Annotated in this window: 17 protein-coding genes and 1 pseudogene; 7 read left to right on the top strand and 11 right to left on the bottom strand. The window is 68.0% G+C overall.

Annotated features, from left to right (window positions below; translation table 11 throughout):
- The first annotated feature begins 7 nt into the window (after window positions 1–7).
- Complete coding sequence (locus DPM12_RS13415) at window positions 8–1,318, top strand: isochorismate synthase (protein WP_112258836.1); 1,311 nt, start codon at window positions 8–10, stop codon at window positions 1,316–1,318.
- A gap of 42 nt (window positions 1,319–1,360) precedes the next feature.
- On the opposite strand, the gene menD is transcribed toward DPM12_RS13415, so the two are convergent.
- The 4 genes from menD to DPM12_RS13430 all read right to left on the bottom strand — a co-directional run bounded on the left by menD (window position 1,361) and on the right by DPM12_RS13430 (window position 6,271).
- A complete protein-coding gene (gene menD, locus DPM12_RS13420; protein WP_211658954.1) occupies window positions 1,361–3,124 on the bottom strand; it encodes a 2-succinyl-5-enolpyruvyl-6-hydroxy-3-cyclohexene-1-carboxylic-acid synthase in 1,764 nt (587 codons plus the stop codon).
- 34 nt (window positions 3,125–3,158) lie between these two features.
- Window positions 3,159–4,301 (bottom strand): hypothetical protein, encoded by a 1,143-nt coding sequence (locus DPM12_RS23625; RefSeq protein WP_211658955.1) that lies wholly within the window; start codon window positions 4,299–4,301, stop codon window positions 3,159–3,161.
- Window positions 4,302–4,467: 166 nt separating this feature from the next.
- Window positions 4,468–5,424 carry an o-succinylbenzoate synthase gene (locus DPM12_RS13425; RefSeq protein ID WP_112258838.1) on the bottom strand — a complete coding sequence of 319 codons (957 nt, stop codon included), beginning with the start codon at window positions 5,422–5,424 and terminating at the stop codon, window positions 4,468–4,470.
- Window positions 5,425–5,548: 124 nt separating this feature from the next.
- Window positions 5,549–6,271 (bottom strand): hypothetical protein, encoded by a 723-nt coding sequence (locus DPM12_RS13430; protein ID WP_112258839.1) that lies wholly within the window; start codon window positions 6,269–6,271, stop codon window positions 5,549–5,551.
- A gap of 105 nt (window positions 6,272–6,376) precedes the next feature.
- On the opposite strand from DPM12_RS13430, the gene DPM12_RS13435 reads away from it, so the two are divergent.
- From DPM12_RS13435 to DPM12_RS13445, 3 genes are read left to right on the top strand one after another with little or no spacing between them, the layout of a single operon-like run.
- Window positions 6,377–7,342: a 1,4-dihydroxy-2-naphthoyl-CoA synthase gene (locus DPM12_RS13435; protein WP_112258840.1), complete on the top strand. Its 966-nt coding sequence runs from the start codon at window positions 6,377–6,379 to the stop codon at window positions 7,340–7,342.
- A gap of 21 nt (window positions 7,343–7,363) precedes the next feature.
- A complete protein-coding gene (gene menE, locus DPM12_RS13440) occupies window positions 7,364–8,605 on the top strand; it encodes an o-succinylbenzoate--CoA ligase (protein ID WP_112258841.1) in 1,242 nt (413 codons plus the stop codon).
- A 40-nt stretch (window positions 8,606–8,645) separates the two neighbouring features.
- Window positions 8,646–9,521, top strand: a complete 876-nt coding sequence (locus DPM12_RS13445; protein ID WP_112258842.1) for a 1,4-dihydroxy-2-naphthoate polyprenyltransferase — start codon at window positions 8,646–8,648, stop codon at window positions 9,519–9,521.
- Between the two features lie 111 nt (window positions 9,522–9,632).
- On the opposite strand, the pseudogene DPM12_RS23930 reads toward DPM12_RS13445, so the two are convergent.
- Window positions 9,633–9,806 (bottom strand): annotated as a pseudogene (locus DPM12_RS23930) (DUF4229 domain-containing protein); the annotation flags it as partial.
- An 89-nt stretch (window positions 9,807–9,895) separates the two neighbouring features.
- On the opposite strand from DPM12_RS23930, the gene DPM12_RS13455 reads away from it, so the two are divergent.
- Together DPM12_RS13455 and DPM12_RS13460 are read left to right on the top strand one after the other, a co-directional pair.
- Window positions 9,896–10,921, top strand: a complete 1,026-nt coding sequence (locus DPM12_RS13455; RefSeq protein ID WP_112258844.1) for a TIGR03560 family F420-dependent LLM class oxidoreductase — start codon at window positions 9,896–9,898, stop codon at window positions 10,919–10,921.
- 213 nt (window positions 10,922–11,134) lie between these two features.
- Window positions 11,135–11,578 carry a PLD nuclease N-terminal domain-containing protein gene (locus DPM12_RS13460; protein WP_112258845.1) on the top strand — a complete coding sequence of 148 codons (444 nt, stop codon included), beginning with the start codon at window positions 11,135–11,137 and terminating at the stop codon, window positions 11,576–11,578.
- 191 nt (window positions 11,579–11,769) lie between these two features.
- Here the strand turns inward: DPM12_RS13460 and ccsB are convergent, their stop codons facing one another.
- From ccsB to hemL, 6 genes are read right to left on the bottom strand one after another with little or no spacing between them, the layout of a single operon-like run.
- A complete protein-coding gene (gene ccsB, locus DPM12_RS13465; protein ID WP_112258846.1) occupies window positions 11,770–12,786 on the bottom strand; it encodes a c-type cytochrome biogenesis protein CcsB in 1,017 nt (338 codons plus the stop codon).
- Window positions 12,786–14,456 carry a cytochrome c biogenesis protein ResB gene (gene resB, locus DPM12_RS13470; RefSeq protein WP_112258847.1) on the bottom strand — a complete coding sequence of 557 codons (1,671 nt, stop codon included), beginning with the start codon at window positions 14,454–14,456 and terminating at the stop codon, window positions 12,786–12,788. The genes ccsB and resB overlap by 1 nt, the downstream gene beginning before the upstream one ends.
- An 8-nt stretch (window positions 14,457–14,464) precedes the next feature.
- On the bottom strand, window positions 14,465–15,211 hold the full coding sequence (locus tag DPM12_RS13475) for a cytochrome c biogenesis CcdA family protein (protein ID WP_112258848.1): 747 nt from the start codon (window positions 15,209–15,211) through the stop codon (window positions 14,465–14,467).
- A 3-nt stretch (window positions 15,212–15,214) separates the two neighbouring features.
- Window positions 15,215–15,835, bottom strand: a complete 621-nt coding sequence (locus tag DPM12_RS13480; protein ID WP_112258849.1) for a TlpA family protein disulfide reductase — start codon at window positions 15,833–15,835, stop codon at window positions 15,215–15,217.
- Window positions 15,835–16,533: a histidine phosphatase family protein gene (locus tag DPM12_RS13485; protein WP_245951276.1), complete on the bottom strand. Its 699-nt coding sequence runs from the start codon at window positions 16,531–16,533 to the stop codon at window positions 15,835–15,837. The genes DPM12_RS13480 and DPM12_RS13485 overlap by 1 nt, the downstream gene beginning before the upstream one ends.
- Before the next feature lie 40 nt (window positions 16,534–16,573).
- Window positions 16,574–17,896: a glutamate-1-semialdehyde 2,1-aminomutase gene (hemL, locus tag DPM12_RS13490; RefSeq protein WP_211658958.1), complete on the bottom strand. Its 1,323-nt coding sequence runs from the start codon at window positions 17,894–17,896 to the stop codon at window positions 16,574–16,576.
- A 164-nt stretch (window positions 17,897–18,060) separates the two neighbouring features.
- Here hemL and DPM12_RS13495 point away from each other — a divergent pair, with 164 nt between their 5' ends.
- On the top strand, window positions 18,061–20,400 hold the full coding sequence (locus DPM12_RS13495) for a lipase family protein (RefSeq protein ID WP_112258852.1): 2,340 nt from the start codon (window positions 18,061–18,063) through the stop codon (window positions 20,398–20,400).
- The last annotated feature ends 79 nt before the right edge of the window (window positions 20,401–20,479 follow it).

A 20,479-nucleotide genomic window follows, 5' to 3' on the forward strand; every position in this document is an offset into this window, starting at 1 on the left:
CATCGGCATGCCCAGCGGCCCCACCGGACATGCTGGCGAACTACGCTTGACGCTCGTGACGAGTGCTCCAGTGACCGCGCCGGTTCCACAACTGGTAGCGCGCTCCGTGGAGATACCTGATCCCGGACCGCTGCTCTCGCTGTTGCCCGACACGTCCCCGTACGCCTGGGTACGGGGAGGTCAGGGCCTCGTCGGCTGGGGCGAGGCCGCCAGGGTCGAGACCTCCGGGGCACACCGGTTCGCCGAGCTCGAAGCGTGGTGGCGGACGCTGATAAACACGGCCGTCGTCCGCGACGAGGTGCAGCTTCCCGGCTCCGGTCCCGTCGCCTTCGGTTCGTTCACCTTCGACGACGAGCCCGGCACCTCCACACTCGTCCTGCCGGAGACCATCGTGGGGCACCGCGACGGCCGCTGGTGGGTCACCACCGTCAGCGTCGCGGGTAACTTGCCACCTCTGCCCACGCTGCCGTCGGCCACGTCCGTGCGCCGGCCAGGAGCGATCTCGTTCGCTGACGGTCAGCTCACCGGCGCCGACTGGGAGATCGTCGTCGCCAGCGCCGTGGACCGCATCAATGCCGGAGAGCTCGAAAAGGTGGTCCTGGCCCGCGACCTGGTCGCCGAATCGCCCCACCCGATCGACACCCGCTGGCCACTGCGCCGGCTCGGCGAGCACTACTCGCGATGCTGGACCTTCAGCGTCGACGGCCTTCTCGGGGCGACACCTGAACTGCTGGTCCGTCGCGAGCGCGGGCTGGTCACCTCACGCGTACTCGCCGGAACCATTCGCCGCACCCACGACGACGTCCACGACCTGGCACTAGCTGCCTCCCTCGCCCGCTCCAGCAAGGACCTGGAAGAGCACGAGTTCGCGGTACGCTCCGTCGCCGACGCTCTCGCGCCGTACTGCTCCAGCATGAACGTGCCCGAGACGCCGTTCGTTCTTCACCTGTCCAACGTCATGCACCTGGCCACCGACGTGACCGGTGTGGCGTCCGGGCAGGCGTCGTCGCTGGCCATGGCCGCGGCCCTGCATCCCTCGGCGGCAGTGGGCGGCACGCCCACGGACCGCGCGATCGAGCTGATCCGCGAGCTCGAAGGGCTCGATCGGGGACGCTACGCTGCCCCGATCGGCTGGATCGACAGTGCCGGCGACGGCGAATGGGGAATCGCGCTGCGCTGCGCCCAGCTCGATCCATCCGACCCCACCCGCATGCGGCTCTTCGCCGGATGCGGGATTGTCGCCGGTTCGAATCCTGCGGAGGAACTCGCCGAGAGCGCCGCCAAGCTCATCCCGATGCGCGACGCGCTCGTTCGCTGACCCCCCGCCGTTGTCGCGCGCTACGCGCGCCCAACCGGAGATTCACCTGGATCCGACGTCGTTTCCCTTCAGCGCGGAGCCGACCGCCGAGCGGATGTCGGCGTGCAGAGCGCGATGCGCGGACCGCTCGACGCGCACCTCGACCATCGAGCGCCCGGGAGGAGGATCGGCCAGCTCGCGGCGGAGTGCCGCGCGATCCGCAACACGGGTGTGCCGCACGCCGTATGCCGCGCACAGTGCCGCCAGGTCGACACCGTGCGGGGTCCCGAAGAGCCGCTCGAAAGCATCGGCATGCTGCGGTTCGCCGGGTTCGAGGAGCGTGAAGATTCCACCACCGTCGTCGTTGACGACGACGATCTGTAGCCGGGGCCGTTCCTCGCCCGGACCGAGCAGAAGACCCCCGGTGTCGTGCAGAAAGGTGAGATCCCCGACGAGAACCCGCGTGTGCCGGCCCGACGCCAACGAGACACCGGCCGCCGTGGACAGCGTGCCGTCGATTCCGGCGAGACCGCGGTTGGCCAGCACCAGCGCATCCTCCCGCGGCTCTGCCACGAGATCGAGGTCGCGGATCGGGTTCGACGAGCCGACGACCAGCGCATCCTCGGTCCGCAACGAATCCCACACGGCACGGGCGATGGCCGGGCCACTCACCGGGCTCGACTCCAGCACGCCGGCGATCGCCTCACGCGCCAGGTTCCCGGCCGCCACCCACTCCTCGAGCCAGCCAGCGTCGCCGTCGGACCGGGCTGGCTCGGCGCCAGCGACGACGTGGGCGGCATTGCGGGCAGCGTCCGGCCAGTCGCCGCCCGGTGCCACCACCACGACCTCGACGTCTCGGCGGCCCAGCAGGGTGTGGACCGGGCGGGAGAGGGTCGGATGCCCGAAGACGACCACGCGCTCGATCCGCTCGGCGAGTTCCGCGCGTTCCAGCAGCAGGCGGTATCCGGTAATCGCGTTCCGCCCGGCCCGCGCTCCCGAGGATGGCTCGGCCAGCAACGGATAGCTGCCCCTCTCCGCGAGGTTCCGTGCGGCCGGGCCGGCACCGTCTCCAGCCACGACGACGGTCCGCGGACCGTCCGACAGCTGGAACGCGGCGTTCGCGGCGGCGTTTCCGGCGGCATTCAGGGCACGTGGATGCACCGGATGTACCCGGGCACCGGCGTGGGCACGATCACCCGCGCCGTCGTTTGCCGGCATGCCGGCATCCCCGGCTTCGGCATCTCCGGCTCCGGCATCTCCGACTCCGGCGTCGCCGGTTTCGGGAACCAGCGGCTCCCGGAACGCCACGTTCAGATGGATCGGCCCGGGCCGGCCGCTACGCACGCCCGCTGACTCGGCGAACGCCCGGCTGACGAGGTGGCGAATGTCGAGCTCTTCGCCCTGGCGGCCGTACGGCGCGGGGATATCGGCGAAGAAGCGCACCGCAGAGCCGAATACGTGCACTTGATCGGTGGTCTGGTTGGCGCCGGTACCGCGCAGTTCATGCGGGCGATCTGCGGTTAGCACGAGCAGCGAGACGCCGGCATGGGCGGCCTCCAGCACCGCCGGGTGCAGGTTCGCCACCGCCGTTCCCGACGTGGTAACCACGGCCGTCGGACCGGCCACGCGGGCAAGTCCCACGGCGGTGAAGGCGGCCGAACGCTCGTCGACCCTCACGTGCAGCTGCAACTCGTTCCGGTTCGCCGCCGCGTCCAGCGCGAACGCCAGCGGCGCGCTGCGCGAACCGGGCGCCAGGACGGCGTGGCGCATGCCGTTTGTCACCAGCTCGGCCACCGCGGCGGTGGCAGCGGCGGTGGAGGGATTCACCACGGCGATGTCGTTCCGCGCGCCGGCACGCGTGTCAATCGAGCTCGCGCAGCCAGGTGAAACCGGTGTTGCTGCCCTGGCAAGTTTGCAAGATGACGTCGCACTCGGCGCCGCACGTCCAGTTCGACGCGGGGCCCAGCGCCGAACCGCGCCCGGGTGCGAACTCCCGTTCCACGACCTCGTACAGGCCGGCATGTTCGCCTTCGAGCTCAACGACGGTACCCATCGGCATCGCGTTCCACCACGCGTTGCCCAGGTAATCGTGCGCCACAACGAACGTCCCGCTGCTCACCGGCGTGAAGTGACACGCCTCGCCGTTTGGCAGGTTGTCTATCTCCGTGCTGGTGCTACAGGTACTGACGGGAATGGTGCGCACCTCTTCGTCCGCGACGACCGCCGCGTCACTCCGGACGGCTTCGAACCGGCTCCCACCGTCGTAGACGAACCGGAACCGCGCTCCCCTATCGGCCTCGACGTCGACCGTCGCCGTACTGTCCGCGTCCGTGGTCACGGTGGTGACGTCGTCCCACTCACCATCCCGGCGCTCTTGTAGCTGCAACTCACCGACGATGGCGACGCCGGCCTCCGTCGTCCAGGTAGCGGTGATCTCAGCGGTGCCGTCGTCGCCCGGCGTGGCGGTAGCGGTGATGCGAGACGGCAGGAGCTCGTCGTCGACGACGACGGTGACGGCGTCCGACACCGTTTCCTCCATGTCGTCCGAGCCGCCGTAGCCGAGGCGGTAGATGCCGGTTTCGGAGACATCGACCTCGACCGAGCCGCCGTCGTCGTCCATCTGGACCTCGTCCACCTGCGTCCACTCGTCGCCGTCGACCTGTTGGAGATCGACGACACCGTGAACCGGCGTACCGTCAGGTCCCGACCACTCCGCGGTGAAGGTCGCCGACTCCCAGTCGCTCACCTCGTCCGGCGGGTGGAGCTGCAACCCAGCCGACGCGTCCTCTCCGGACTCGTCGCTCCCTCCGGGATCGGCATCGAGCGCTTCGACCGGTTCGCTCTCCCGTGATGACGCCGGCACGACGAGCGGCACGCCGCCCGCCTGGGCGCTCACCTTGGCGCGGACGAGCCCATCGTCACTCGAACCACCACCAGCCACCATCATCGCTGCCCCGGCAGCGACCACAACGGCACCCGCACCAGCCAAGAGACGGACCCTCATACGCCTATCTTCCATGATCACCCACGCGTTCGCCACTCGCCCGGTCCCGCGCCGAAATACCGCGGCGTTCAGTAATGAGACGACTCGCGGGCCCGCGCGGTTCCCGGCGAGACCTGACAAGATCGACAGTTCTGGACACCACCGCCCGCCATCGTTCATGCCGTCATCACCCTCGCCCGCGGAGGCGATCGACTCGGCGGTGCCACCAGGCCGACGTCGCGTCGTCCGCTTCCACCGCCGCGAGTAGCTCGACCTGCGGCTCGGGTCGCCGCACCGGAAGCGCTCCGTCGTGCGCAACGAGCGGGTCAGCTACCACGTCGCGCTCCAGCAGGCCCACCGTGGCGAGCCCGCAAGCGTGCTCCAGTCGCGGCAACGCCGCCGCGAGCGCGACCCCGGCCGCAATACCGATCGACGTCTCCAGCGCGCTCGACACCACGACCGGACGGCCGATCTCTTCGGCGATACGCAGGCACGCCCGCACGCCGCCCATCGGCTGCACCTTGAGCACGACGATGTCGGCCGCCTCGTGCCGGGCCACCCGTGCCGGATCCTCCGCCCGACGAATCGATTCGTCCGCCGCGATCGGCACCGACACCCGTCGCCGCACGGACGCGAGCTCCTCGACCGACGCACACGGTTGCTCCGCGTACTCGAGCCCGCCAGCGGCGCGATCGTACTCGGGAAGCAACCGGATCGCCGTGTCGGCTTCCCAGCTTCCGTTCGCGTCGATCCGTATCTTGCCTTCCGGTCCGAGGGCCGCCCGTACCGCCGCCAGCCGGTCCAGATCCTCCGCAGGCGGGTGACCGGGCGCAGCGATCTTCACCTTCGCGGTGGTGCACCCGGAAAACCGGGACAGGATCCCGCCGACTCGTTCAGGCGGGACGGCCGGGATGGTGGCATTGACCGGGATCCGGTCCCGGATCGGCGCTGGCCAGCCGATCTCGGCGGCCTCCTGCGCGGCACTCCACCACGCCCTGGCCTCCGCATCGTCGTACTCCCGGAAGGGTGAGAACTCGGCCCACCCGGCCGAGCCGCGCAACAGGACGCCCTCGCGCACGTCGATGTCGCGGAATCGAGCGCGCATCGGAATCGCGTAGACACGCATGCCCGCGAGCTTACGCATCCGGGCTCGCCCCGCCCGTGCGGCCCGCCAGCCGGTGACGTGTCTCGATGCCTGATCATGCAGCGGGCCGGGCCGGAACTGTCCTGGCCAGTCCCGGCCCGGCCCGCCGTCAGGTCCGTCGCGATCAGCCGACGTCGATCGAGTCGGTGAGTTCGTCGAAGAACTCCTCGCCCTGCTCGCGGTTGCCGGAGTCCGTCGCCACCAGTGGCTGGAGCACGAAGTCGTCGACGACGATCAACTGCAGGAGCGCGAAACCACCCTCAATGGCGATCTCTGCCTCGACACCCTCGTGCCCGTCGACCGTAATGTCCTCCGAGCCGTCAAGTTCGCCGCCGACGGCTTCCACGACACCGTCCAGGCCCGCCTCGAGATCGTACGAGCGACCGTCGAGGCCGAGCACGTTGAAGCCGACTTCGGCCCCGGACTCGACGACGAAGTAGGAGTAGCCGCTCATCGTGCCACCGTCAGCCGTCGGAGACTCGATCTCCTCGGGCTCAGCATCTCGCGGCATGTCGAGACTGATACCGCTGTCCTCGTCGGTGACGGTCATCCATTCCGACGAGTCCGAGGAGTCCGACGACTCGTCCTGCTCGTCCTCGCCGGATGCATCGTCCCCGGTCTCGTCGCCCTCATCGGTACCGCCGCCCTCATCGGTACCGCCGTCATCAGCGGCATCCTCGTTATCGGCGGCGTCCTCGTCGTCAGCGGCGTCGCCTTCGTCGACTTCGGCTTCGTTCGCCTGATCGGTGTCCTCGGATGATTCCGAGTCATCGTCTCCACCGCAGCCCGCGAGGACGAACCCTGCGAGCAGCGCAGCCACGGAGGCCGACAGCGCGTTGAGTCGCATTCGTGAATTACCTTTCCAGAATAATCGGTGAGTCTCGGAGGTGACCTTATCCGATGCGCAACCTACCTGGGTGGGGGACTACGGGATCCACGTAAAGTAATTCCCGTGACCCCCACACCATTCGACCCGGCCACGTGGCGTCCGGTAGAAGGCTTCGACTTCACCGACATCACCTACCACCGGCATGTCACCGACGGGAGAGATCGTGGCACCGTCCGTATCGCCTTCGACCGGCCAGAGGTCCGCAATGCGTTCCGGCCACACACCGTCGACGAGCTCTATCGGGCACTCGACCACGCGCGGATGACTCCCGACGTCGGCTGCGTACTACTGACCGGCAACGGACCCTCTCCAAAGGACGGGGGCTGGGCGTTCTGTTCTGGCGGAGATCAGCGGGTCCGGGCGCGGGACGGCTATCGATACGCGGATGGCGACACGTCGCACCAGAACGCGGATCACTCGGCTGAGCCGGGAGATGGAGAACGAGACGAAAGCGAACGAGGTGACGCCGCTCGTGCCGGTCGGCTGCACATCCTGGAAGTACAACGCCTCATCCGGATCATGCCGAAAGTCGTCGTCGCCGTGGTGCCCGGCTGGGCCGCGGGCGGAGGCCACAGCTTGCACGTGGTGTGTGATCTCACCCTGGCCAGTGCCGAACACGCACGGTTCAAGCAGACCGATGCCGACGTCGGCTCGTTCGACGCCGGTTACGGTTCGGCATACCTGGCTCGTCAGGTCGGGCAGAAGGTCGCCCGCGAGATCTTCTTCCTCGGCATGGAGTACACGGCCGAGGATGCGCATCGCATGGGTATGGTCAATGCCGTCATACCCCACGCCGAACTCGAAGAGACCGCTCTGGTCTGGGCGGAGCGCATCAACAGCAAGAGCCCGACGGCGCAGCGGATGCTGAAGTTCGCCTTCAACGCCGTCGACGACGGCCTGGTCGGTCAGCAGGTGTTTGCCGGTGAAGCCACCCGCCTTGCCTACATGACCGACGAGGCGGTCGAAGGCCGAAACGCATTCCTCGAACGCCGAGAACCGGACTGGTCGAGCTTCCCCTGGTACTTCTGAGAGCTTAAGCTAGAAGACGCGATGCAAAGATCAACTTCGACGACGACGACGTCGGCGAACCGCTCGATCCAGGCGATCGACGTTCCCTTGGCGCCCAGCGTCCTCCCCCGGATCTATCCGGCGGTTGCCAGCGCCCTGCACGACGGGCCAGCCCTGCTCCCTCTCCCGAGCCATCCCGAGCCGGTGCGCTCCAACCTGCTCGCCGCGCTCAAGCCCGAGGAGCCCTTGGAAGACCCGGACGTCTCGCTGGTGGTGCCGACATCGGGCTCGACCGGAGAACCCAAGGGCGTCATGTTGAGTGCATCCGCCATCCGCGCGTCGGCGACGGCCACCCTGAATCGCCTGGGCGGACCCGGCCGGTGGCTGCTGGCGCTCCCAGCCACCCATGTCGCGGGGTTGATGGTTCTGGCTCGCTCCGTCGTATCCGGAACCGAGCCGGTGGCGCTCGACATGTCCGACGGGTTCGACCCGGAGCTGTTCGCCGCCGCGAGCGTCCGGCTGTTCGGTTCGAGCCCGCAGCGGCGCTACACCGCGCTGGTTCCCAGGCAACTGGCAGTACTGCTGGATGGCGGCGAGGCCGCCGTGGCCGCGCTTGCGGGATACGACGCCGTCCTCGTCGGTGGATCTGCGATCGACGACGATCTGCTCGAACGTGCCCGGTCAGCCGGCGTGCACGTCGTCACCACCTACGGGGCGACGGAAACGTGCGGCGGATGTGTCTACGATGGCATCCCCCTGGAGGGAGTCGACGTCGACATCCTCGACGACGGGCGCATCCGGCTGGGCGGCCCCATGCTGGCCAGCGGGTACCGTCTGCTGCCACAACTCTCCCGGGACACGTTCGCCGAGGGGTGGTTCACCACGGCCGACATCGGCCATTTCCAGCCAGACGGCCGGCTGGAAGTCGTCGGGCGCATCGACGACGTCGCGGTATCCGGCGGCGTCAACGTGCCACTCGCTGCCGTCGACCAGCTGATCACCGCACACCCCGCCGTGTACGACGCGCTGGCCGTCGCCCTTCCCGACCCCGAGTGGGGTCAGCGCGTCGTCGCCGCCGTGATTCCCCAGGATCCCGGCAACCCGCCCCGCCTGGAGTCCGTCCGCACCCACGTGACCCGCCAGGCGCCGGCCGCCTACGCACCGCGAGAACTGGCGGTGGTCGATTCGTTGCCGCACCTGTCGAGCGGCAAACCGGACCGCCGCGCGCTCACCGAACTGTTGCGCTCGGAGGGCACTGACGCGGGGGTCGCGGGCGAGGCATAGCCTCTCGACAGATCCCCAGACGAAGGAGTGCCCACCTCGCATGACGACCCTCGGTCAATGGTCGCAAGGGGCACGGCTTCGTACCCTTCCCGCGGCCATCTCGCCCGTGCTCGTCGGGACCGGAGCGGCGGCTGCCACCGACTCCGCACACCCCGGCCGCGCCCTCTTGGCGCTGCTCGTCGCCATCGCCCTGCAGGTCGGAGTCAACTACGCCAACGACTACTCCGACGGTGTCCGGGGTACGGATGACGATCGTGTCGGACCGTTCCGTCTCGTCGGCTCGGGCGCGGCGACCGCGCCTGCGGTCCGCCTCGCCGCATGGGCGAGTTTCGCCACCGGTGCCATCGCCGGGCTGATCCTCGTCGCTCTCACCGGAGACTGGTGGCTCCTGGCCGTCGGTGCGGCCGCGATCGTGGCGGCCTGGTACTACACCGGTGGCTCGCGGCCCTATGGCTACCGTGCTTTGGGCGAGGCGTCGGTGTTCGTGTTCTTCGGCCTCGTCGCGGTACTGGGAACGATGTATGTCCAGGCCGGGCGGATCACGGTGACCGCCGCCCTCGCGGCCGTGGGAGTCGGCAGCCTGGCCTGCGCGTTGTTATTGGTCAACAACGTGCGTGACGCCCCGAAGGACGCCGCAGCCGGAAAGCGCACACTCGCGGTCGCAGTCGGCGAGTCGCACGCTCGGCTCTTCTACGCGGGAACGATGACGCTACCGTTCGTCCTCGTCCTGTTCCTGATCGGACTAGACGGGCCGTGGACGGCTCTCGCCCTGCTGGCCGTCCCGGCTGCTGCCGCCAGCACGCTTCCGGTCGTGCGCGGCGCCAGCGGTGTCGGCCTCATCCCCGCCCTGCGAGCTACCAGCATGACCGGGCTGCTCTTCGCCGCCCTGCTCGCCCTCGGATTCGCGCTCAGCTAGCTGCACCTCGTCGCGCTCGGCTTCGGGCGACTGCCGCGTGGCCTCGTCCCACGCGTCCTCCGCCGCGGCGTGCTCGTCGAGACGTTGTTTGATGGTCGAGACCCGCCGGTCGAGTGCTGCCGACACGGCATCGCGGCTGGATCGCAAGACGAAAATGCTGATCACACCGGAGAAGAAGATGGCCGTCAGCACCAGCCAGAATCCGCGCAGGCCGACGAGCCACAGCAGTGCGCCCACGACCACGAGAATGCCCGCACGCAGCGCGGTGTATCGCAGCACAGCCATAATGCCCAAGCCTACGACGCATGTCACGGCCACTGAGCACGGGCGGGGCTATCGAGTACCCCACGGACCGCTAGGTTGGTGACATGACTATGCGCTTTGGAATGTTCGTTCCGCAAGGATGGCGGCTGGACCTGGTCGACATTCCTCCCTCCGAGCAGTGGTCTGTGATGCGCCGCGTGGCACAGCATGCGGATCAGGGATCGCAGTTCGAATCGATCTGGGTCTACGACCACTTCCACACCACGCCCGTCCCCACCGAGGAGGCCACCCACGAGGCCTGGACGCTCATGGCCGCGCTGGGCGCCGAGACCCAGCGTGTCCGGCTCGGCCAGATGTGTACGTGCATGGCCTATCGGAATCCGGCCTACCTGGGAAAGGTCGCGGCCACGGTCGACATCGTGTCGGGCGGCCGCACCGAGATGGGTATCGGCGGCGGCTGGTACGAGCACGAGTGGCGTGCGTACGGCTACGGTTTCCCCTCCGCCGGAGATCGGCTCGGCATGCTCGACGAGGGCATCCAGATCATGCGGCAGCTGTGGACGCACGGCGCGGCCACCCTCGACGGCAAGCACTACAGCATCGACGGAGCCATCTGCCGTCCGCTTCCACTCCAAGATGGCGGCATTCCGCTGTGGGTCGCCGGCGGTGGTGAAAAGGTCACCCTGCGTATCGCCGCCAAGCACGCGCGTGGCGGCGAGATGGATGCCGAGAGCTACACCGGCTACACCAACTTCGGCGGCAGCAATGTCGACGTCTTCACGCACAAGTCGAAGGTCCTCGCGCAGCACTGTCGCGAGCTCGGCACCGATTTCGACTCCATCACCCGCTCCGCGAACCACAACATCGTGATCGGCGAGACGGAGGCCGAGGTCAAGGACAAGCTCGCACAACTGGAGAGCGTGCTGCGCCGGCACGTGCCGGAGGAGCGCGTTCAGCAGATCATCCAGTCTTTCCGGGACAGCCCGATGACCGGCACCCCCGAACAGCTCGTCGAGCAACTACGGAAGCTCTACGACGCCGGTATGACCTACGCGATCTGCTACTTCCACGACGCCGCGTATGATCTCGGCAGTGTCGAGCTCTTCGAACGCGAGGTCATCCCCGCGCTTCGGTAGCGACACCGGGGTGCGAGAAGGCCGGCCGGCCGCGAGCTCCTCGTGGCCGACCGGGATCTCGGCGTATCGAAAATCGTTCCACGCTCGTGACCAGCATGTCAGAGTCGATGCGCACCATCTGCGCGTCATCGGCATGTTCCCCGTGTGGGCGCCAGGGCTCATCTGGCTTACGCTGGGGGTTAACGAGATTCGTGTTTTGCGAGGAGGTCGGCAGTGACCCGCGTATTGCCGGTAGTGATCGCGCTAGCTCTAGCAGTCTATGCGCTGATCGATTGCCTGCAGACCGACTCGAGCAGCATACGTGTGCTGAACAAGATCGCTTGGGCAGCCATCATCCTCCTGATCCCGGTGATCGGGCCGATACTGTGGCTTGCCACCGCCAAGCGCCCGGCGAACCCGAGACCGCCGCAACCGCAGCCGCGGCCGGTCGCTCCGGATGACGATCCCGAATTCTTGCGCGAGCTCAAGAATCTCGACGAGGAGCACGAGAAGCTTCTCAACGATTGGGAAGACAGCCTCCGGCGCCGCGAAGAGAATCTACGCAAGCGCGAGGACGGCGACGCCGGGACCGAGGGCGATCAGAAGCCGGGAAACGACGACAACTCCGGAGAAGAACTTCGCAAGCGAGGCGACTCGGGGGACGAAGACAACCGCTGACGCCGCGAGCCGTCAAGCTCCGGGTGACTTCGAGCCGTCGAGCTCCGGGTGGTGACTTCTTGGGTCTGCGGAACGTCCAGAGGCCCAGATCCCGCTCTGGACGTTCCGCAGGCCCAACAAGAAGTCGCCATAGCGCGCCCCGGCACCGAGCAGCGGTGCGGGGTGTCGACCGGTGACGACGCGCCGAATCGTCAGAGCCCACCATACGAGTGTTCACTGGTGAAGAAGATGTTCACCCCGAAGTAGCTGAACAGCGCCGTGGCGAAGCCGATCAGCGCGACTACCGACGCCTTGGACCCCTTCCATCCGGCGGTCGCGTGCGCGTGCAAGTAGGCAGCGTAGACCAACCACGTGATCAGGGCCCAGACCTCCTTGGGATCCCAGTTCCAGTAACGACCCCAGGACACCTCGGCCCAGACGGCACCGAGAATCAACGGGCCCGCCGTCCAGATCGGGAACGCCACGGCCGTGAGCCGATATGCCAGCCGGTCCAACAGGGACGAGCGCGGCAACGACGACACGAAGCCACCCTTCCCGGTGCTTCCCCGGCGCTCCGCGCGCTCGGCGATAATCTGCAGCGTGTTCGTCACCGCCGCAACCGCGAACAAACCGAAGGCGGTGACAGCGAGACCCACGTGGATCACCAGCCAGTACGACTGCAACGACGGCACGAGCGGACCCGGCGGCACGTACACGAATGTGACGGCGAGACCAAGCGTGACGAACGCGATCACGGCGACCCACGGCCCCACCACGCGCGCCGTGGCACGCGCGGAATTCGTTCGGGATACGGCGATGTACACGATGGACATCACCAGCGCCGCGGTGATGGAGAACTCGTGCATGTTCGACCACGGCGTGCGGCTGACACCCACACCACGCATCACGACCCCGACGGCCAGTATGGCCGTTGCCACGATAAACGCCGCGTTTCCCAGCCGGTGCCTGGACTCGGCCCGCTCACCGAGATCGCCGAGCAGCTGACGGGAGTCGTCGCCGTCACCGGTTGTCGAGACGCCGGCCCGATCCGGCTCCGCGTCCCCGACGAGCGCGGGTTCGGCCTCCTGTACCTCCAACGCGGTGCGTTCCCGCTGGATGCGGGTACGGATCCCCATCTCCGAGTTGAACGCCAGCCACGACGCCAGGTAGCCGAAGAGCGCGAGGCCGACGACGTATCGGCTCCATTCCGCCAGGCTCACCAGATCCATCAATGCTCCTCGTCCGATCGATGCTCGCCGAGCCTGAAGCGCAGACCGTCGACGACGGACTCCACCTCGTCGTCCAGATTCGCTCCACCTTCCGAACGGTTCAGGCCAGCGACTTCTACCACGGTACGCCCGCCGTCCGTGGCCCGTGCACGCACCCACAGCCGGCGCCGCCGAACGTACAGGGAGCCGAGCAGCCCAGCTACGGCCACGACCGCTCCAGCCAGCGCGATCTCTCTGCCAGAGTCCCGGCTGATCTGCAAGTTCACCCACGTGACGTAGCCGTCGAACGTCACCGTGCTCCCGTCACCGGGCAGCTCCACCGTCTCGTCCACACCCAAGACCTCGGCGAACGGTTCCCCGTCGACGTCGAACTGCTCCAGCTGGTCCTGTTCCAGCCGGTAGATGGACTGCGGTGTCCCGTCGTCCAGGCCGAGATCGCCGTGAAACGCCGTCAGGTACAGCTGGGGCATCCGTGGCTCGGGAAAGATCGACCGGGGCCCCGCGTCGTCGAGATAGCCGGTCGGCAGGAACACCCCTTCGATGCCGAGATCCGGCCCGTCCTCATCCGGCCTCGGCACCTTCACCACGCCCGTCGACGTGAAGCTTTCGTCCTGAGGGAGAAACGGCACCGGCCCTTCGGCCAGGACCTCGCCCTCCGCAGATCGAACGGTGATCTTCGGCGCATATCCCGGGTTGAGGATGTGGATCAGCGTCCCGTCCAGGTTCAGCGGCTCGTTGACCCGGATGTTGTGCCGCTCGGGCTCGGCGCCTGGTTCGGGCACGAACGAGACGGTGGCGTCGTAGTTCGACGGCTGTCCGATGTGCTGGCCGCTGTCGACGAACTCCATCGCGAATTCCTCGACCTCCACGGTGAACGGCGGGAGATCCGCAGGATCGAACAGCGCACCCGAGGTGAGGTTGTCGTACTGCACGACGGTGTTCGCGAAACCCGACCCCTCAGGGACGATCACCGTACCCCGATAGCCGAACAGGCCTCCCACGGCGACGGCGAGGAGCACCACGACCAGCGACAGGTGAAAGACGAGGTTGCCGGTTTCATGCAGGTGCCCGGCCTCGCCGCCAACGGCGTCGTCCTCGGCGGTACCGTTCGTGCGCTCGGCCATCCGAAACCTGCGCGAGCGCAGCTCGTCGTGGGCGGCCTCCGTCACGACGTCGGGATCGGCGTCCACCTCGAACGTGCGGTAGGCAGGCATGCGAGACAATCGCCTCGGTGCCCGGGGCGGGCGCATCCGCATCGCCTTCCAGTGTTGCCGGGAGCGCGGAAGGATGCAGCCCACCAGCGAGACGAGAAGCGCGAGGTAGATCGCGGCGAACCACGGCGCCGAGAAGACGTCGAAGAGCCCGAGCCGGTCGTACCACTCGGACAGTTCCGGATTGCGTTCCCGGAAATCACGCACCGCCACGGGGTCCACATCGGCCTGCGGCACGACCGAGCCCGGTATGGCCGCAACGGCCAGCAGGAACAGCAGGATGAGCGCGACACGCATGGACGTGAACTGGCGCCATGCCCACCGGAGGAACTCTCCGGGACGTAACGCGGGTGGCGGCCCCGGAACCGATGTTTCGGGCCGCTCCTGTCCAGCATCGTCAGCGCGTCCTTCGGGGACCGCCGACGACTCGTCGCGCCCGCTCGTACGATCATCGCTCATACGACGTCTCATACGATGACCTCGAATCCGGTAATCCAGCCCTGCATCTGTCGCATGAGCTCATCCCACAGGCCACTTGCCAGCAAGACACCGAGGACGATCAGCATCACGCCGCCGAACCGGGTGATCGCCAGCTGATGCCGGCGTAGCCAGCTGAACATCCGCATCGACCGCTGATACGCCAGAGCCGCCAGGAGCAGCGGCAGGCCGAGCCCGACGGTGTACATGAACGACAACAGCGCACCACGGCCCGCGTGAGCCTCGTCGAAGGCGAGAAACTGCACCGCCGCGAGCGTCGGCCCCATGCACGGGGTCCACCCAAGCCCGAACACCACCCCCAAGGCGGGCGCACCCGCGAGGCCGACGGCAGGAGTCGCCTGCGGTTTCCACTGACGTGACACGCCGGGCAGCCACCCGGCGAAAGCCATTCCCAGCAGGATGGTGAACACGCCCATGACCCGGACGATGATGTCCGCGTGTTCACGTAACACGATGCCGATGCCGCCGAAGAAGACGCCATACGAGACGAAGACCGCCCCGAAACCGAGGACGAACAGGCTCACGCCGAGTGCCAACCGGGCCCGGCCCGCCTGATCCAACTCGGGACCGGAAAGCCCGGTGACATAGCCCAGATATGCCGGCACCAGCGGGAGAACGCACGGCGAGAGAAAGGACACCAGTCCCGCGATCACCGCCACCGGGATCGCCACGACCAGCGATCCCGACAGGACTGCCTCACCGAACGTACTACCCATGGTTCATGTATCGGCCGCGTCGTCGCCGGAACCCTCGCGCGGCGTCTCACTCGCGATGTCGGCGACCATGTCCTGAAGCGAGTTCTGCCCGATGGGGCCAAGGACCCGTGCGGCTATCCGGCCCTCGCGATCGATGACGAGCGTGCTCGGTATGGCGGCAGGTGGCAACGTGTCCCGGAACGCCAGCAGCCGCTCACCGTGCGGGTCGACGATGCTCGGGTACGTGATGCCGAACTCCTCCTCGAACGCCAGGGCAGCGGTCTCGGATTGCCCGTCCCTCGTGTTGACGCCGAGGAACTGCACCCCCTCGTCGGCCATCTCCTCGTGTACGGCCTGAAGGTCCGGGGCCTCCTTGCGGCACGGCGGGCACCACGACCCCCAGACGTTCACGACGATGACGTCGCCTTCGGCATCGGAGAGGTAGAACTCGTCGTCCTCGCCCAGGATCGGGCCACCGAACTCGGGCGCGGGGTCACGATCTTCCGGCGCGATCATGCTGACCGTGCCGTCACCCTCGATATAGCCAATCTCCTGCCCTTCCGACGCCTCCCGAGTGACCTGACCGTCGGAGCACCCGGCGACGAGCACCACGAGCATTCCGGCCACGATGCCCAGGCGTCGCATCACGCACCTGCCGGGAAGGTCTGCTGTCCCGCATCCGGCGCGAGATCTGCCGCGGGCTCGCTGTAGGCCAGCGATACGACGGCATCGTCGCGGTAGGTGAATGTCGTCAGGCTCGCCAGCGCACATTCCCGCTTGCGCGGATCATGCCAGAGCCGGCGGCCCTCGATCGCCGAACGCAACGTCCAGATCGGTAGCTGGTGCGAGACGAGTAACGCCTCGTGCCCCGCCGCTGCTTGCCGCGCCCGGTCCATCGCCGAGCGCATCCGCGCGGCGATCTCGACATAGGGTTCCCCCCAGGACGGGCGGAAGGGATTGCGCAGGTAGCGCCAATGCCGCGGACGCCGCAGCGATCCGTCACCGACGCCGAAGGGCAGCCCTTCGAAGACGTTCGCTGCCTCGATGAGCTCGTCGTCGACATCGGGCTGCAGGTCCAATGCCTTGGCAATCGGCGCGCCGGTTTCCACGGCACGCTCCAGCGGCGACGTGACCAGGACCGTGATGTCCCGATCTGCCAGGACCTGCGCGAGGCGTTCTGCCATCGCCTGGCCCCGTTCGGACAGGTGGTAGTTCGGTAGACGGCCATACAGGACGCCCCGCGGATTGTCGACCTCGCCGTGCCGCAGCAGGTGAACCTTCGTCGTCGTGCTCCCGGCGGCACTCGTGATGGCCAGCTCCTGGTTCTCTCGGCTCATACTCATCATTGATCATCGCCCCGAACGCGCGGACGAGCGGGACAGATCACCGTGCGCTCCGTTCCGTCGTAGCTTCCGCAGCTGCCCTGGCAGCGGCCGGCAGCGCAGCGGCAATGCGCTCCATCGCGCGGTCGTCGTGCGCGGCACTCACGAACCACGACTCGAAGGCCGACGCAGGCAGGTGAACGCCGCCGTCCAGCATTGCGTGGAAGAACGCCGCGAATTGCCGGGCATCGGACCGGCGGGCGGCCTCGAAGTCCGTGACGGCCACATCTGGATCGACGAAGAAGACAGTGAACAAGTTCCCGGCGTACTGCACGACGTGCGGAACCCCGGCTGCGTCCAGGGCCTCCCCGGCGAGGCGCCCCACCGTCTGGATCGTGGTGTCGAGGTGGCTGTACACGGCATCGTCCAGCAACCTCAGCGTCGTCACTCCTGCCGTGGCCGCCACCGGGTTGCCTGCCAGCGTGCCCGACTGATACACGGATCCGGCCGGTGCGAGATGTTTCATGATCTCTGCACGTCCACCGAACGCCGCAGCCGGAAAGCCGCCACCCATGACCTTGCCGAACGTCGTGAGATCGGGAACGACGCCATCGATTCCGTACCATCCGGAGCGCGACACCCGGAATCCGGTCATCACCTCGTCAAAAACGAGCAAGGCTCCATGAGCGTGCGCCGTGTCCCGGATGAAGGCGTTGAAGCCGTCGAGCGGCGCTATCGCGCCCATGTTTCCCGCAGCGGCTTCCGCGATGATGCAGGCGATCTCCGCACCATGCTGATCGAAGACCGCCTTCACCGCCTCGGTGTCGTTGTACGGCACGACGATGGTCTCGGCCGTCGTGGCGTCGGTGACCCCTGGAGAGCCGGGCAGGCCAAACGTCGCGACGCCGCTGCCAGCAGCGGCGAGTAGCGCGTCGACGTGCCCATGATAGTGACCCGCGAACTTTACGATCTTGCTCCGGCCCGTGTACCCGCGTGCCAGCCGTACCGCGCTCATCGTCGCCTCGGTTCCGCTGGTGACCAGGCGGACCTGCTCGACGCTGGTGCGAGCCACGATCTCTTCGGCGAGCTCGACCTCCGGTTCGGTGGGGGTACCGTAGGACACCCCCCGCGCCGCCTGCGACTGCACGGCGTCGACAACACGCGGATCCGCATGACCCAGAATCACCGGCCCCCACGAACACACCAGGTCGACGTACTCGCGTCCCTCGGCGTCGTAGACATATGGTCCGCGTGCATGCTGGATGAACCGCGGCGTCCCACCCACGGCCTTGAAGGCACGTACCGGTGAGTTCACTCCGCCCGGGATGACGGCCTCGGCACGATCGAAGAGTTCCGCACTGCGTGGGGCGTCGTCGTTACTCACTACGCCATTCTCGCAACCGCCGGGAGGATCTCCCATCCACCCCTCCCCTGGGCTTCGTCGAGGCACGCGGGAATATCGAAACGGCCGGCAGCATAATCGTGCCCTGATTTCCATCCCACATGCCAGCGAGCCCGGAGGGGCAGACCACAGGGGAGGGCAGGCCGATGGCCGACGACGATCGGCTCGACACTCGAACCGACGGCCAGACGGAGCTACGCATTCACGGGGTCAGCGGGACGCGCCCGGAAACCGTTCTGGACCATCCCATCCTGGAGCGCGTTGCCGGAGATCAGAAGGCCGGCTTCTACCGCCGCTCCTATCCCGGTGGCCGGTCCGCAGATCTCGACGCTCCACGCCGCCTGGAAGCCTACAGCTGGGGGCACCTCACCTCCGGCCCGGCAGCCCGCGCCGGATGGCTGATGTTGCTGCCGTTCATGCTGACGAATCTCGCGCACTGGATGCTCCCCGCCGTGCGTGCCGACGCCGGGCGCCTGCGCGCGGCCAGCGGCCGGGCCTCCACGGTGCTCCTACGCCTGTTCGGCCTCACGCTCACTCTCACGCTCGTCCTCACCACCGCACACATCACCATGGATCTGGCAGGCTGGCAATGCGCCAGCAACTGGCGTTGCGGAACGTCGTCGGCACTCACGACACCGTTCGCCAACGGATTGCTCGCCCAGCCCGGTATGCGCACCGTCGCCTTCGCCCTGATACCTCTGGCCGTCGTGCCCGCCATCGGCCTCCTCGGCCGCAAGCCGCTCCGCCGCGGCACGCCGGAGCCGGACGCGCCGATCGTGACCGAAGGGGAACGTCCCATGACGCGGCCACGGTTCTGGCGCGGCAACCCCGGAATGCCAGCGCTGCGTTCCGCACACGTCACCGCGGCGACGGCGCTGCTCGCAGCGATCGTGACCTGGCCATCCACCATCCTGGCCGCATCCGGCCCGGCACGCGCGTTCGGCATCACCCTGTGTGTCCTCGCCCTGGCCGTCCTGGCGAGCTCGATCGGCTTCGTCGCCGCCGAGGGAATCACCGGACGGGCCGGGCACGTACCCCGCGTCCTGCGAACTGCCCGCTATCTTGCCGCTGCCACACTCATCTGCGGCGCGTTCTTCACCATGTGGGACCACGGCACATGGGACGACGCGAGCCAGCTGCCCGGCCTCCGCGCCGCCATCCTGGTGACCTTCGGGCTGGCGGTCGTCCTCCTCATCGCGCTCACCGTCGCCGTTCTCGCACAACGACCGTGGGCGTTCGGCACCGACGGATTCCGGCCAGCTGTGCTCGGACTAGGCGCCCCGGTTGCGGCCGCTCTCGCCTTTCTCGTCGCCGGCGGATTCTCGGCCGGCCTCGCCTACCGTGTCGCCGACCTTCTCGGCCATCCCGTGCTCAGCGACGTCACCGCGGAGAACGAACGAGCCGGTATCGAGCAGATCATCAACGACGATTCGCTGCCGTTCGCGACCCGCCAGGCAGCCTGGGCAACAGATGTCCCCCTGGTACTCCCGCCGACGTTTGCATGGGCAGGCGTCGCCGCCGTCGTGCTCCTCGCGGCGACACTCGTCGCGCTGGGAGCCGTCGCCTTGTCCGTGCTCCGGCGAATCGGCCCGCTCACCAGGCGGATCGCCAACGAGTACGCGAGCGCGTCAGACCAGGACGCGAACAGGTCAGACCAACCCGACCCCGCCAGTGCCGAGGTGCGCAGGGTCGCGTTCTCGACGGCCCTGGCCTCCGGCACGGAAGGTCTCGGGCGGGTCCTCGGGGGTGTCGCGTTCACTGCCGGAGCGCTCCTGGTAACGGGTCTCGGCGTATACGCGGCCGGGACCGCCAACTGGGAACTCATCGAAACACCGCCACTGTCCACCGTTGCCGCGCTCGGCACCTGGCTCATGGGAGCCTTCGCCATCGGTCTCGTCGGCCTGGCATGGCGCGCGGCGCGGCATCCGGGCATGCGCCGAAACGTGAGCATACTCTGGGACGTCGGAAGCTTCTGGCCACGCACGGCGCATCCACTCGCGCCACCGTCCTACGGCGAGCGCGCAGTGCCCGACCTCGTGAAGCGGGTCCAGGAGCTCGCTGCCACACCCGGATCCGAGGTCGTGCTCTCTGGACATTCCCAGGGCTCCGTACTCGCCGCGGCTACGGTGCGCCAGCTACCACCTGATGTCGCGGCCCGGATCCGTCTCGTCACGCTCGGCTCGCCCCTGCGCCGGCTCTACGCTCGCTACTTCCCCGCCTACCTGGACCGGCCGGCAATCGCATCGCTGGCGGAGGCCGCCGAGGGCCACTGGCGCAATCTCTACCGGCACACCGACCCCATCGGCTCGTGGGTGCTCCAACCCGACCCGGCGTTCGCGCAGCCAGCGGCTCCTGCCGATTCCATGGTCGACCGGAGACTTCTCGACCCTCCCACGCTCAACGACGACATCGCTGGCCACAACGGATACTGGGACGACGCGAACTACGCGCCTCACGTGGAAGAACTCGTACAGCGAGACCGATGACGCGCGTTTCCCCTCCGGGCACGGGCGGTGCCGAGCGGACGTCGGCCCCGGGGGCTGCGTCGCGGCTCGGCCGACTGCC

It is taken from the genome of Phytoactinopolyspora halophila, from assembly GCF_003287285.1.
Lineage (GTDB): Bacteria > Actinomycetota > Actinomycetes > Jiangellales > Jiangellaceae > Phytoactinopolyspora_A > Phytoactinopolyspora_A halophila.